This window comes from Halorussus pelagicus, assembly GCF_004087835.1.
GTDB classification, from domain to species: domain Archaea; phylum Halobacteriota; class Halobacteria; order Halobacteriales; family Haladaptataceae; genus Halorussus; species Halorussus pelagicus.
The window spans coordinates 1130518-1144092 of the sequence record NZ_CP035119.1 but is presented as its reverse complement, the minus strand read 5'-3'; the positions used below and the strand labels follow the sequence as shown (position 1 = coordinate 1144092).

14 protein-coding genes are annotated in these 13575 nt (G+C 64.1%); 3 read left to right on the top strand and 11 right to left on the bottom strand.

All coding sequences use genetic code 11. The features are described 5' to 3' along the window. Position 1 precedes the first annotated feature (1 nt). The 5 genes from EP007_RS05875 to EP007_RS05855 all read right to left on the bottom strand — a co-directional run bounded on the left by EP007_RS05875 (position 2) and on the right by EP007_RS05855 (position 2740). The gene (locus tag EP007_RS05875; protein WP_128476760.1) at positions 2-277 is read right to left on the bottom strand and encodes a hypothetical protein; all 276 of its coding nucleotides are present in this window, start codon (positions 275-277) and stop codon (positions 2-4) included. Between the two features lie 345 nt (positions 278-622). Further along, a complete protein-coding gene (locus EP007_RS05870) occupies positions 623-892 on the bottom strand; it encodes a hypothetical protein (RefSeq protein ID WP_128476759.1) in 270 nt (89 codons plus the stop codon). 75 nt (positions 893-967) lie between these two features. After that, complete coding sequence (locus EP007_RS05865; protein WP_128476758.1) at positions 968-2020, bottom strand: mannose-1-phosphate guanylyltransferase; 1053 nt, start codon at positions 2018-2020, stop codon at positions 968-970. Between the two features lie 2 nt (positions 2021-2022). Beyond that, positions 2023-2301, bottom strand: a complete 279-nt coding sequence (locus EP007_RS05860; RefSeq protein ID WP_128476757.1) for a DUF7091 family protein — start codon at positions 2299-2301, stop codon at positions 2023-2025. Between the two features lie 40 nt (positions 2302-2341). After that, a complete protein-coding gene (locus EP007_RS05855) occupies positions 2342-2740 on the bottom strand; it encodes a DUF7322 domain-containing protein (RefSeq protein ID WP_128476756.1) in 399 nt (132 codons plus the stop codon). Between the two features lie 95 nt (positions 2741-2835). Here EP007_RS05855 and EP007_RS05850 point away from each other — a divergent pair, with 95 nt between their 5' ends. Then, positions 2836-3774: a replication factor A gene (locus EP007_RS05850; protein ID WP_128478516.1), complete on the top strand. Its 939-nt coding sequence runs from the start codon at positions 2836-2838 to the stop codon at positions 3772-3774. 1 nt (position 3775) lies between these two features. Continuing rightward, positions 3776-4462 carry an RPA family protein gene (locus tag EP007_RS05845; RefSeq protein WP_128476755.1) on the top strand — a complete coding sequence of 229 codons (687 nt, stop codon included), beginning with the start codon at positions 3776-3778 and terminating at the stop codon, positions 4460-4462. A gap of 252 nt (positions 4463-4714) precedes the next feature. On the opposite strand, the gene hutH is transcribed toward EP007_RS05845, so the two are convergent. Genes hutH through hutU form a run of 4 tightly spaced genes read right to left on the bottom strand, consistent with a single transcriptional unit; the run spans position 4715 to position 10404 of the window. Beyond that, positions 4715-6337, bottom strand: a complete 1623-nt coding sequence (hutH, locus tag EP007_RS05840) for a histidine ammonia-lyase (protein ID WP_128476754.1) — start codon at positions 6335-6337, stop codon at positions 4715-4717. Next, a complete protein-coding gene (gene hutI / locus EP007_RS05835; protein ID WP_128476753.1) occupies positions 6330-7607 on the bottom strand; it encodes an imidazolonepropionase in 1278 nt (425 codons plus the stop codon). The genes hutH and hutI overlap by 8 nt, the downstream gene beginning before the upstream one ends. After that, positions 7604-8596 (bottom strand): formimidoylglutamase, encoded by a 993-nt coding sequence (gene hutG / locus EP007_RS05830; RefSeq protein WP_128476752.1) that lies wholly within the window; start codon positions 8594-8596, stop codon positions 7604-7606. Before hutG ends, hutI begins: the two co-directional genes overlap by 4 nt. Beyond that, positions 8593-10404, bottom strand: coding sequence for a urocanate hydratase (gene hutU, locus EP007_RS05825; protein WP_128476751.1), 1812 nt, complete (start codon positions 10402-10404; stop codon positions 8593-8595). Before hutU ends, hutG begins: the two co-directional genes overlap by 4 nt. Before the next feature lie 88 nt (positions 10405-10492). Between hutU and EP007_RS05820 the strand changes: the two genes are divergently transcribed. Further along, complete coding sequence (locus EP007_RS05820) at positions 10493-11137, top strand: helix-turn-helix domain-containing protein (protein WP_128476750.1); 645 nt, start codon at positions 10493-10495, stop codon at positions 11135-11137. Positions 11138-11657: 520 nt separating this feature from the next. Here the strand turns inward: EP007_RS05820 and EP007_RS05815 are convergent. Further along, positions 11658-12668, bottom strand: coding sequence for a hypothetical protein (locus tag EP007_RS05815; RefSeq protein WP_128476749.1), 1011 nt, complete (start codon positions 12666-12668; stop codon positions 11658-11660). Then, entirely contained in the window at positions 12665-13486 is an 822-nt protein-coding gene (locus EP007_RS05810; RefSeq protein WP_128476748.1) for a mechanosensitive ion channel family protein, read from the bottom strand. Before EP007_RS05810 ends, EP007_RS05815 begins: the two co-directional genes overlap by 4 nt. Positions 13487-13575: the final 89 nt, after the last annotated feature.

The window sequence follows — 13575 nt, the reverse complement described above, 5'->3', positions numbered from 1 at the left end:
CTCACGCCCCCTCCGTGTCGATGACTTCCTTCCGGCGCAGATACGCGGCCCAGAGGAACACGACCCCGGCGGCCCCGACGCCGACTCCGTGTTCGACGAAGTTCAAGACGACTCCGAACACGATACTCTCCAGATTTGTCGAGATCATGCCGACGACAAGAAGGACGTAGCCGACCGTGAACCACTTCGACTCGTCTCTGTACTGTGCGGCGACTGTCACCAACCCGATTAGGCTGACAACTAGTCCGACTACTTCGAGGGGTTGCAGTCCTGACATCCGTCGATCAGCGCTTTCCCATCCGGGCTGTGATAGCCCTGTTTTGTAATTTCGGTGTACCAGCGTCGATACGTGTCTCCGAGCGACCGCTTCGCGTGTTTGTCGAAAGCGTGTCCCCTCGAAGTTGCTTAGCCATTGGCTTCTCGAACCCCATGTGGCTACCATCAGATACCTTATTGATAAACCTATGGTGGTATTATCAATAGTAAGAATAGTTATTTACTGGCTTTATTTTTAAATTCTAAAATCGAGTAGCAATCTACTTTCCTTTCAAAAACGTCACTTCGGCTCGAACTGCGTGGGGTCTCGCTCTCGATGAACGGAGCGTCTGGCTTCGGATTGACCTCAGTTCTCTATCTTCTCGACGATTTCCTCGGCGTCGGACTCCGCTTCCTCCTCGGCGGTCCCGGCCGGAATCAGGACGCTCTCGACCAGCCAGTCGTCCTCGTCTTCGAGTTTTCCGGTCCGGACCTCCGCGCCCTCGGTCACGCTGCTGGCGGCGTTCTCGGCCCAATCGGGCGTCCGAATCGTCTCGAACTCGTCGGGGTCGCGGAACCGAACGTGGACGTAGTCGTCGGTCTCTTCCACGATGTCGCCGTCGGGTGTGTCGGGCATGACGACGAGCGTACGACGCCCGCCCCAAAAGTTCGACTGGCCGCGAGAGCAACGACGGGCTAAATCGGTCCTCGGTCAGAATCGACCCTGCTCGCGCAATGCCGCCACGACCTCGCGCACGCGCTGGGCCTCGTCTTTCGGCGCGACCAGCACGCGGTCGTCGTAGGCCGCGACGACCACCCCCTCGACACCGACCACGCTGACATGACTCCCGTCGTCGGCCGCGACGACGCTGTCCGCGGCGTCGATGGTCAGTCCGTCGCCCAAAACCGCATTCCCGTCGTCGTCGGTCTCGACCACGCGCTCCATCGCGTCCCACGCGCCCACGTCGTCCCACTCGAAATCGGCGGGCACGACGTAGGCGTCGTCGGTGCGCTCCATGACCGCGTAGTCGATGCTCACGCCGTCGATATCGGCGAATCCGCGCTCGGAGTCACCCGCCTCCAGCGCCGCGACGAGCGGTCCGAGCGGGGAGTCGCGCGCCTCCCGAAGCAGACTCTCGGGCGTCCACGCGAACAGCCCTGCGTTCCAGTAGAAACCCTCCTCCACGAATCGCTCGGCGGTCTCGCGGTCGGGCTTCTCGCGGAACTGCTCGATTTCGGCACGCTCGGCCGCCGAATCGCTCGGCTCGATGTAGCCGTATCCCGTAGCGGGCCGCGTCGGTTCGACGCCGAACGCGACCAGCCCCTCCGTTTCGACTGCGGTCCGGACCGCCCGCGTCGCACTCGGTGCGAAGTCGCCCGCGACGAGGTGGTCGCTCGGGACGCAGAGCAGGACGCACTCGCCGACCTGTTCGCGGATTCGGTGGGCCGCGTACACCAGCGCCGGGCCGGTGTCCTTGGCTTCGGGTTCCACGAGGACGCCCGCCTCGGGGACTGCCTCGCGCACCTGCTCGGCGTAGTCGTCGCCGGTCGAGACGTAGATTTCGTCGGCGAAGCCCACGCGGGAAACCGTCCGTTCGAGCAGGCTCTCGCCGGTATCGCCGCCGCCCAGCGAGAGGAACTGCTTGGGACGGTCGGACCTGCTGGCGGGGTAGAGTCTGGTGCCGGTGCCGCCAGCCATCACGAGCGCGACGACCGGTCGGCCGAGCGAATCGGCAGGGTCGGAGTCCGAATCGAACCCCGCCATCGTTACCACGTCTCGATACGGCCGTCGCGCACGTCTCGCAGGCATCCCTTGCAGTCGGGATGGTCGGCGTCGAAGCAGGCCGGGCGGCCCTCCGCGTCCAACTCGACGGCCCGGCGCTCGGCGTACCGCCGACAGACGATTCTGGCCTTCCCGTCGTCGTTCTGGGGCAGGTCGGCCAAGGCGGCCTGCCGGGCGCTGGCGTAGGCCCGCTTGGCGTCGCCGATCTGCCGTCCGGCGGACCGGAGTTTCGACCGGAGGAAGCTTTCGAGGCGGTCGTCCATGTGACCGCGTGTTGGTGGCCCGGCAAAATAGGTCTGTTCGTCAGGGGTCGTTCCGGCGCTTCCAGCGCCGGTAGATGACCGCGGCGACTCCGAACCCGACCAGTCCGCCGACCGTCAGCGCGCCACCGACCAGTAGTTGGCCGCGGAAGCCGAGGAGCATGGCTCCGAGCGAGAAGCTGAGGAGGGCCGCCTGAAGCAGGACCGCCAGTAATGCAAACGTCTTGAGCGTCTCCGGCGAACTTCCGTCGAGTCCCTTCCGGAACTCTCGGTCGGATTGCTCGTCTTCCGGCGACGGCGGGCCGAGGAACATTAGTTGCACTATCGCAGGCGAGAGGGATAGATGTATGGCCGATTCCCCGAGCGTGTCGTCCGGAACGTCCCCGAGCGAAACCGCCTCGAAGTGAGCGTCTACGGCGTCGAACGACTCTGCATCGTCCACTTTCACTTTCACTCTGGTTGCGTAGCTTTTTATATCGTAGCGCACTAACCCGTCGCATGTCTCCCGAAGAAAACGACGCGGAGACGGATTCAACCATGAGCGATGTGCGCCAGCACGCCGAAGAGATACGCGAACAGTTCTCCGAACAGTTAGACCTGACAGTCGAGGAAGTCGAGGACCGCCTCGACAACCTCGTCAACGAGTACCGAGTACCCATCGAGGAGGCGCGCCGAAGCGTCGTCAGCCACTACCTCGACGAGGCGGGACTCGAACGAGACGACATCCGCAGCGGCGGCGGGAGCGGCTCCGAACAGGTCAACGTCGAAGACGTGACCGAGGACGAGCAGTGGCTCAGCCTCACCGCGAAGGTCGTGGACCTCTGGGAACCCCGGAGCGACGCCGTCGGGCAGGTCGGCCTGCTCGGCGACGAGACGGGCACCATCAAGTTCACCAAGTGGGCCGATTCCGACCTCCCCGAACTGGAGGAAGGCGCGGTCTACCATCTCGGAAATCTCGTCTCCGACGAGTATCAGGGCGACTACTCGGTGAAACTCAACCGAACGACGACCATCGAGGAAACCGACGAGGACATCGAAGTCGGCGACGACACCGCCGAAGTCGTCGGCGCGCTGGTGGACATCCAGAGCGGGTCCGGACTCATCAAGCGCTGTCCCGAGGACGACTGCACGCGCGTCCTCCAGAACGGACGGTGTTCCGAACACGGCGATGTCGAAGGCGAGTTCGACCTCCGCATCAAGGGCGTCTTGGACGACGGCAGCGAGGTCACGAAGGTCATCTTCGACAAGGACGCCACCGAGGAACTGACCGGCATCGGCCTGCAGGAAGCACAGGACATGGCGATGGACGCGCTCGACACGACCGTCGTCGCCGAAGAGATGCGCGAGAAGACCCTCGGTCTCTACTACCGCGTCGCCGGACCCACGATGGGCCGGTATCTCCTCGCCAACGAGATGGAGGAACTGGACGGGCCGACGGATACTGAGGACGTTCTCATCCGAGCGAGGTCGATTTAACATGAGCGGAACACCCACCCGAGAAGTCGCACGCCGCGTCTTCGCCGACGAGTTCAACGACGCGACCCACACGTTCAAGGAGTCCGACGAGGAGCGAGCGCCGGTGTACGCCCTGTTGCCGACGGGCGAGCGAGCGAACCGCATCTTCGTCGTCGGCACTTTGACCGAGACCGAGGACGTGGGCGAGGACAGCGAATACTGGCAGGGCCGCGTCGTGGACCCGAACGGCGACCCGTTCTTCGTCTACGCGGGCCAGTACCAACCGGAGGCCGCGAGCATGCTCCGGGAACTCGAACCGCCCGCGTACGTTGCCATCACCGGCAAGCCCCGGACGTACGAGACCGACGACGGCAACACCAACGTCTCCGTGCGCCCCGAGTCCATCACGCGAGTTGACGCCGACACCCGCGACCGCTGGGTGGTCGAGACGGCCGCCCAGACGCTCGACCGCATCGAGGCGTTCGACGACGATACAAACGAGTACGCCCGGATGGCCGACTCGGAGTACGACATCCCGCTCGAACGCTACCGCGAATCCGTCATCTCGGCGCTCGAAAGTCTCCAAGACGAACCGAACGCGGACGAGACCGACGGTGAATCGGCCGCCGACAGCGACGACGACCCGACTGACGCCGACGAGACGGACGCGGCCGGTTCCGACGAACCGGAACCCGAACCACAGGCGTAGCCTGCGGTTCTGGCCGCCGCACTGACGAATTGGCGTACGCGAGATTTCGAGCGATTTTGGGGTGTAGACGACCGAACGTATAGGACAACAGCACCACGAGTAGCCTGACGAGCGCGATTCGACGGATGGTCAGCGTCCGGCCACTGGGCCACGCTGTCGCGGAGAGACCGACGAGACCCACCGCGTGAGCCGGTCGGCCGGAACCAACTGCGTGCCGTGGCCCAAGCGTCCATCGAAAGTGGACCGCGGGAACTACTCCACCGACTCGCCGAGCGCGTCCTCGATTCGCTCCGCCAGCAGTCCCGACGCGACGAGCGCGTCCGCCCGCTCGATATCTTCGTGGAGCGGTCGGTCTTCCACCAGCGGCGGCACCACATCGCGGACCGCCTCGTAGGCCGCGCCGGTGCCGACGCCGTGTTCGAGGTCGTCCCCGACGAACTCCGCGGCCTGCGCGCCACAGAGTAGTTCGATACCGACGACCGTAATCGCGTTTGCGACCGCGCCGCGGGCGTCGAACGCCGACTGGGCGCTCATGCTCACATGGTCCTCTTGATTCCCACTAACCGGGGTGTTGTCCATCGAGGGCCGTCCAGTCGCGCGATTCTCGTTGACCAGCGCCGCGGCGGTGTACTGGGCAATCATGTACCCCGAGCGCAGGCCGCTCCCCTCGGTGAGGAACGGCGGCAGGTGTGACTCCTGTACGTTCGGGTTGAGCATCCTATCGACCCGGCGCTCGCAGATGGCCGCGAGTTCGGTGACGGCGTTCGTCAGGTAGTCCAGCGGGAGCGCCAAGGGGTCGCCGTGGAAGTTCCCGCCCGAGAGGACCGCGGCGTTCTCGGTGCCCGAGGCCCGCGGGTCGGTCTCGTCGGCGTCGAAAATGAGCGGGTTGTCGGTCGCGCTGTTGAGTTCGACCTCGACGGCCTCCCGGAGGTGGGCAATCGCGTCTCGGACTGCGCCGTGGACTTGGGGCAGACACCGGACCGAGTAGGCGTCCTGCACCCGGTCGCAGTTGCGGTGGGACTCCACGATTTCGGAGTCGGCGGTGAGTCGCTTGACGTTCCGGGCGCTCTCGGCGTGGCCCGCGTGGGGTCGGACCGAGGCGATGGAGTCGTCGGACGACGCCGTCGTGCCCATCGTCACCTCGGTCGTGAGCGACCCGGCCACGTCGGCCGCCCGAACCGCGCGCTCGGCGTCCACGACCGCCAAGGCCGCAAGACCGACGGTCAGTTGGGTCCCGTTGATGAGCGCGATGCCTTCCTTCGCCCGGAGCGTCAGCGGTTCGAGGTCGGCGGCCGCGAGCGCGTCCGCGCCGGTCAACCTCTGGGTCTCGCCGTCCACTCGGACCTCCGCCTCGCCCTCGCCGACCAACACGAGCGCGAGATGCGCGAGCGGCGCGAGGTCGCCGCTCGCGCCGAGGCTTCCCCGCGACTTCACGACGGGGTGGACTCCCTCGTTGAGCATCGCCGCGAGTTGGTCCACGACCACCTCGCGGACGCCGGAGTGACCCTTCACGAGCGCGTTGAGTCGCCCGAGCAGGAGCGCGCGGACCTCCTCGCGGTCCAACTCTCGACCCGCTCCGGCGGCGTGGCTCCGGACCAGATTGAGTTGCAGTTGCTCGATATCCTCGCGGGGGATGCGCTCGTCCACGAGTTCGCCGAACCCGGTGTTCACGCCGTAGACCGCTTCGCCGCTCTCGACGACCTCCTCGACGCGCTCGCGGGCGGTCCGAACCTTCTCGCGCGCGCTCTCGGGGACGACCACGGGCGCGTCCTCGCGGGCCACGCGGGCAACGTCCTCGGGCGCGAGCGTTTCGCCGTCGGCGCGGACCCTCTTGGGGTCCGGTTCAGGGTCGGTGCCGTCGTTCGACTCAGTCACGATGGACCACCTCCCCGTCCTTCAGGACAGTCTCGACGGTATTCATACCGAAGTTGTACGGGACGTGGACGTAGCTCGGCGCGTCGAGAACCGCCAAATCGCCGGGCGACCCCTCGCGCAAGGTGCCGACCGACTCCGGCAGGTCGAGCGCGGCGGCCGCGTTGGTCGTCGCGGCCCGCAGGGATTCGGCGGGAGTCATGCCCATCTCGACGCACGAGAGCGCGGCCGCGAAGCCCATGCTCTGGCTGTAGCAGTTCGGGTTGAAGTCAGTCGCTATGGCGACGTTCGCTCCGGTCTCGATGAAGGCCCGCGCGTCGGCGTACGCCGCCCCGAGACCGAACGCGGTGCCGGGGAGCAGGACGGGAACCACGTCGCTCTCCACGAGCGCCGCGATGTCGTCCTCCGTCGAATGGAGCAGGTGGTCGGCGCTCGCGGCCCCGATTTCGGCCGCCAACTGCGTGCCGCCGATGTGGGCCAACTCCTCTGCGTGGACCTTCGGGGTCATTCCCGCGTCCGCTCCCGCTTCCAGCACGCGTCGGGACTGCTCCACGTCGAAGACGCCCTCCTCGCAGAACACGTCGCAGAACTCGGCAATTCCTTGCGACTCGACCGCCGGAATCTGGTCGTCCACGACCTCTTCGACGTACTCGTCGGTGTCCCTTCCCTTGGGCACGGCGTGGGCACCCATGAACGTCGCCACTACGTCCACGGCGTGGCGGTCGTCGGCCCGGTCGATGATGTCGAGCATCCGGAGTTCGGTCTCGGTGTCGAGACCGTAGCCCGATTTAATCTCGACGGTCGTCGTCCCGTGGGCCAGCATCGCGTCGAGGTGGCCGAGCAGATTGTCGAGCAGGCGCTCGTCTCCGGCCTCGCGGGTCGCTCTGACCGTCCGGAGGATGCCGCCGCCGTCCTCCATAATCTCCTGATACGTCTTGCCGCGCAGTTTGGCCTCGAACTCGTCGGAGCGGTCGCCCGCGAACAAGGCGTGAGTGTGGGGGTCCACGAACCCCGGAATCACGGACTTGCCGGTCGCATCGACAGCGTGGACCGCGTTCTCCGGCGGGAACTCCCGTTTCACCGGCCCGGAGGGACCGACGCGAGCAACCTCGCCGTCCTCGATTGCGATGGCGGCGTCCTCGTAGATGCCGAGGTCGGCCGCGGCATCTTCCCGACTCGGGTCCTCGCTCTCGTCGGCGCTCGTGCTCTCGTCCTCGCTGGATTCGAGCGTGACGATTTCGGCGGCGTCGTGGACGACTGCGGTGAGCGTCATCGGTTCCCTCCCGCGTCCTCGCTCTCCCCATTCCGCCCGCGCTCGCGCTTCGGGCGGGCGCTCAGCAGGTGTGCGATTGCTCGCGCTCCGGCGGTCGCGGTCAGGTTCGCGCTCCCGGATTCGAGTCCCGGCGCGCACTCCACAACCTCGAACCCGGCGAGTCGGTCTTCGGCACCCGCGAGTCGGAGCATCCGGAACAACTCGCGGGTCGAGACGCCGCCGGGCGTGGGCGCGCTCACGCCGGGCGCGGCCGAGGCCTCAAGCACGTCCAAGTCCACGCTGACGTAGATTCGGTCCACGTCGCCCATCGCGTCGAGCGCGCGGTCGATGGTCTCTATCGGGTCGTCGCCGACCTCCTCGGCCGTGACGACCTCGTCGCCCTTCTCGCGGACGTACTCGGCGTATTTCGTGGAGGTCTCGAAGTGGCGCGCGCCGATGCAGGCGTAGGCGTCGAGTCCGTCCTCGTAGAGTTGTCGGTAGGGCGTCCCGCTGGTCGGTCCGCGGTCCTCCCGCACTTCTCGCACGTCGAGGTGTGCGTCGAAGTTGATGACGCCGAGGCTTCCATCGTCCAGCAGGGGCGCGGCGTTCGGGTACGTCATCGAGTTGTCGCCGCCGAGGAAGACGGGGAAGGCGTCGGTGTCGTGGACGCGTTCGGCGATGGTCCGGACACGGCTTTGGAGGTCGGCGACCGACTGCTCGTCGGGGTCAGTGTCACCGAGTGTTACGTCGCCGAGGTCGGCCACGGAGCCGACCGGCCCGGCGTCGAAGTGGTGGGTCTTGGTGCCCGCGAGGTGCTGGCGGAGGGCCGCCGGACCCTCGCTCGCGCCTTTTCGACCGATGACCGCCCGGTCGAACGGTTCCCCGACAAGCACGGCGTCGAAGCGGTCGGCGTCGTCGATACTTGCCAGTTCGACCACATGGCCGAACTGTTCGTCGTTGCGGTCGGTTGAGGGTCCCATCCAGTCGAAGGTGTGTCTGCAGTCGATCATTTTCGGTCCCGCATCGGTACCGCGACGTTCGATTCCTCGGCCTCCGCGAGCGCTTCCTCGTAGCCAGCGTCGGCGTGGCGAATCACACCCATGCCGGGGTCGGTGGTGAACACCCGCCGGGCCTTCTCAGCGGCGAGGTCCGACCCGTCCAGCACGACGTGGTTGTTCGCGTGGAGCGCGTTGCCGATGCCGACGCCGCCGCCGTCGTGGACGCTCACGATGTCGGCCCCGGCCGCGCAGTTCAGCAGGGCGTTCAGAATCGGCCAGTCGGCGATGGCATCGGACCCGTCCTTCATCGCCTCGGTCTCGCGGTTAGGGCTGGCGACGCTCCCGGCGTCCAAGTGGTCGCGGGTGACGACCACCGGGGCGGAGATTTCTCCTTCGGCGACCAGTTCGTTGATTCGCAGAGCGAACCGGGCGCGCTCGGTCAGGGTCTCGTCGCTCCCGCCTTCGCCGTCCCCCGTCGAGTAGCCGAGCCAGCAGACCCGCGAGGGAAGCCCCTGAAACTCGACCTGCTCTTGGGCGAGGTCTATCCAGCGATGGAGGTGGTCTTTCTCGGGGAACAACTCCTTGACCGCCTCGTCGGTCCGACGAATGTCCTCGGGGTCGCCCGAGAGCGCGGCCCACCGGAACGGTCCCTTCCCGCGGCAAAACAGCGGCCGGATGTACGCCGGGACGAAGCCGGGGAACTCGAACGCATCCTTCTTGTCGCGGTGGTCCTGCACCTGCCCGCGGATGTTGTTGCCGTACTCGAAGGCGACTGCACCTTTTTCCTGCATGTTCAGGATTCCCTCGACGTGGCGCTCCATCGTGTCCAGACTCTCCTCGACGTACGTCTCGGGGTCTTCCTCGCGGAGTTCGTCGGCCTCCTCGACGCTGTAGCCCGAAGGGTAGTAGCCTTCTAACTCGTCGTGGGCACTGGTCTGGTCGGTCACCACGTCGGGCACGAAGCCGCGCTTCAACATCCCTTCGAGCATGTCGGCGGTATTGATGTGGACACCGACCGAGTAGGGTTCGCCCTTCTCGGCCGCCTCTCTGGCCTTTTCGATGGCCTCGTCCAAGTCGTCGGTCTTCTCCTCGCAGTATCCTGTCTCGATGCGGCGGTCGATGCGCTCCTCGTCTACTTCGGCGGCGATGCAGACCCCGTGGTTCATCGTGACCGCGAGCGGCTGGGCACCGCCCATCCCACCGAGACCGCCCGTGACGACGATTTTCCCGCGCAGGCCGTCGTTCTCCGGATAGTGCTGTTCGGACAGTTCCGCGAGCGTTTCGTAGGTGCCCTGAATGATGCCCTGCGTGCCGATGTAGGCCCACGACCCCGCGGTCATCTGGCCGTACATGATGAGGCCCTCCGCCTCCAACTCGTGGAAGTGGTCCCAGCCGTCCCACTTCCCGACGAGGTTCGAGTTGGCGATGAGGACTCTGGGGGCCTTTTCGTGGGTCCTGAACCGACCCACCGGTTTGCCCGACTGGACGAGCAAGGTCTCCTCGTCGTCCAACTCGCGCAACTCGGCCAGAATCGAGTCGTAGGCGTCCCACGACCGCGCGGCCCGCCCGGTCCCGCCGTAGACGACTAACTCCTCCGGTTTCTCGGCGACCTCCGGGTCGAGGTTGTTGTTCAACATCCGGAGCGCGGCCTCTTGGCGCCACCCCTCACACTCGATGTCGGTACCGGTCGGCGCTCCCTGATACTCTTTCCACTGCTCGCTCGGTTCGCCGACGCTCCACTCGGCGTCGTCGGTTTCCTCGGTGGCGCTCTCGGCGTCGCCTCGTTCGTCGCCGGTCGATTCCGTTCTACCTTCGCTCATGATACAGTGTTCGGGCGCGAGACGCAAATAGCTGAATACCGCCTAACGGAGGGTGTTTTAAATAGTATCGGTCCCGAACCGTCACACGATGCACGAAGCAGTCCTCGGAATCGAACACCCCGGCGCATACGCGGCCGCCACCGCGGGCACCGACACCACGGTCGAACTCTGGTGCAACGACCACTGTGACTTGCTTCACGTCGGTGGCGAGGGCGGCGAGGCGGTCGTCGCCCACGTCGAGGAAGCGGTCGGCGTCCGCGAGCGAATCGCGGAGGGCGACGAGCGGTTGCTTATCACCGACGAGTGTCTGAAGGCGCGCGAGGAAGACCCCATCGAGACGACGCTGGCGGCCCACGACTGCCTGCTGGTGCCGCCGCTCCGCTACGCCGAGGGCCGCAAGTGGTGTCGCGTGCTGGCGCTGGACTCGGCGAACCTAACGGCGTTCTACCGCGACGTGGCCGCCGACTTCTCGGTCGTCGTAGACTCGAAGCGCGAGGTGGCGTCGGTCCGGGCCGACCGACCCCTGCTGACGCTCGACTCGGCGCTCCCGGACCTCTCGCCGCGCCAGCGCGACGCCCTCCTGACCGCCGTCGAGATGGGCTACTACCGGATTCCGCGCGAGACGACCACGGCCGACCTCGCCGACGAGTTGGGCGTCGAGCGCCGCACCGTCGAGGAACACCTCCGGCGCGCCGAGAACAAACTCCTGCGGTCGTTCGCTGGTTCCATCTAGCGATATTACTATCATAAATGAACGTAGAGGGTTGCGCGCTAACTGGTCAATTCTTCGGCTGGGCCGCATCTGGCGGACAGTTCTGCGGAATCCAGCACGCGACCTTCCTTCGAGAGCGCCTGTAGCTTGAACTCGGTTGGAGTGTCGTGTGGGAAGGTAAAATCTGCGTTCTCACCTGTCCAAGATTGTTTCGCTATCTGTTCACCATCAACGCTCACCACAACTGAATCGACCGGACGGTCCGACACGATATTGTATCCAACTGAAACCGTCGTCTTATTCACCCGAACGCCGAGAATATTTAGGGTCTTGTTCGGGGGAGTTTGCGCTGTTCCCGTACAGATTGTCCCTGACTCAGAACCTCCGGATGCTTCGATTGGCGTATTTAATCTGTAGTAGACCGCGCCTGTGCTCCCAGCAATTGTAACTCCCCCGGCCGCGAGGATTTGCCTCCGTGTTAGCTCCATATTTATAATTAATTATTTTATATTAAAATTAACTAAGTGAAAATGGCTATGGGCTAAGGATCACCAACTACACGAGTTTCCCAGGTAAGATTCGGGGGGAAATCCTCTTTATGAGAGAATGGTGAACGAAGAACCGTGGTCGCGTTGAGCGTATGTTTGCCTGTAAGATTGTTTAGATCAAGCTCAGTATAATGTTCTCCGGCTTCTCCAAGATCAATCCCGCCAGTTTTCGGTCCAAGAGTTCCGTCTTCTACCCAAACTTCGCCATTGATTCCGACTTCGACATCGGCGACACCTACTGTAGCTCCTGCTCTAACGTATGCACCGTTCACTGATTTCGAATTCGAGGGTGAGATCTTAGTGATCTCTTGGTTTTGATCTTCACTATTAAGCCCTGACTCGATGAGCTTTATTTTACCTTCTGGATGCCAGTAGTCGTTGTTTGACTCTGCTTGGGACCAGTGCCAAAAGAAGTAAACGTGGTTGCCGCTGCTATCTGTGCTATTCGCTCGGTACAGGGCTAATGCGTGATCCGTATGCGCTACTGTCCACGTAGGTGATCCGCCTTTAACTTTGTATTCATCATTCCACGCCTTAATGAAATCAAGGTGTGGTGTGTCTGATGGTCTGCTCCCACCCATTGTTGAGACATCATCAGACTCCGAATCTGATGTAGCACTTTTGGGAGTTATTTGTGCTGCTGCCGTCGCCCCATATCGTTTCTCCATTTGCTGAGCGTAACTCTGAAATTCAGATTTCGAAAGAGCATTTTGCTCAGTCAGTTCGATAGTTCGAGACTCAGACACTCTTGATGTATCTGCAGTCGCGGTATCCGAAGTGGAAGAGTTTCCTTGGCTTCCATCCGAAGCACCGCTGCTCCCGGCGGTTCCCAAAACCGCCGCAGAGGACGCAATCGTTTTGAGGACTGTTCTTCGTCCAGGTGTCATCTTTCTAACCACAAACCGAACTAAGAAACATGGGTTAATAAATTCTTTGTCACCTAGAATTATATAATAGCCTATTCTAATAAAATTATTTAGTTTATTTCTTGGGATTGTGGTCATCTATCGATGTCTGCCTCGTTCAACCGGCGATTCACACGCTGGAAGTAGTTCGACCGGATAGTGACGAACGCCTCCCGCGAGGGTTGGTCTATCCAGTAGCGGGCCTGCACCCCCGCGCGGCCGTTGTCGAGTTCGACCACGCGGACCGTCGGCGTCGGCCGGTCGAGGACGTTCTCGCTGGCTTTGGCCTCCTCGACGAGGATGGACGCGACTTCGCCGAGGTCGGCGTCGTCGCCGACGTGGAACGTGTGAGAGATTCGGCGCGGCGACTTGGCGACGGCGTTGACCACGACGTTGGTCGCCAGTTGGGAGTTGGGCACGGTCAGCAGCTCGTTGTCGAAGGTTCTGACCCGCGTCACCCGAAAGCTGATGTCCTCGATAACGCCCTCCTTGTCCTGCCAGCGAATCCAGTCGCCGATGTTGAACTTCGGGTCGGTCACGATGAAGACGCCGCCGACGAGGTTCGCCGCGATGTCCCGACTGGCGAACCCGACCGCGACCGTCAGCGCGGCGACGACTGTCGGCGGAAGCGACAACAGGTAGCCGTAGTCGGTGGTGTCGAGCGCGAGTCGGAGCGCGGTCAGCACCACGACGACGTGGAGCATCTTCACCAGCGCGCTGGCGACCGTCTCCGGAATGTGCTGGGTGGCGAGCGCGCGCTCGGCTATCGGGAGAACGACGCGTCGCCCGACCGCGTACAGTACGGCAAACAGGACGACCAACACCGCGAGGTCCCGAAGGAGTTCGAGATAGCCGCCGAGCGGGCGGTCCGAGAAATCGACCTGTAGCAGGGCGAGTGGCACCGCTGGCGTCGTCACTCCGAGGACGACGACGCGAATCCGTATAAAATCTGGCCGGAAGACGGACGTGGGTCTCCGCGGGCCGCTCGCTTCGCCAATCTCCGACC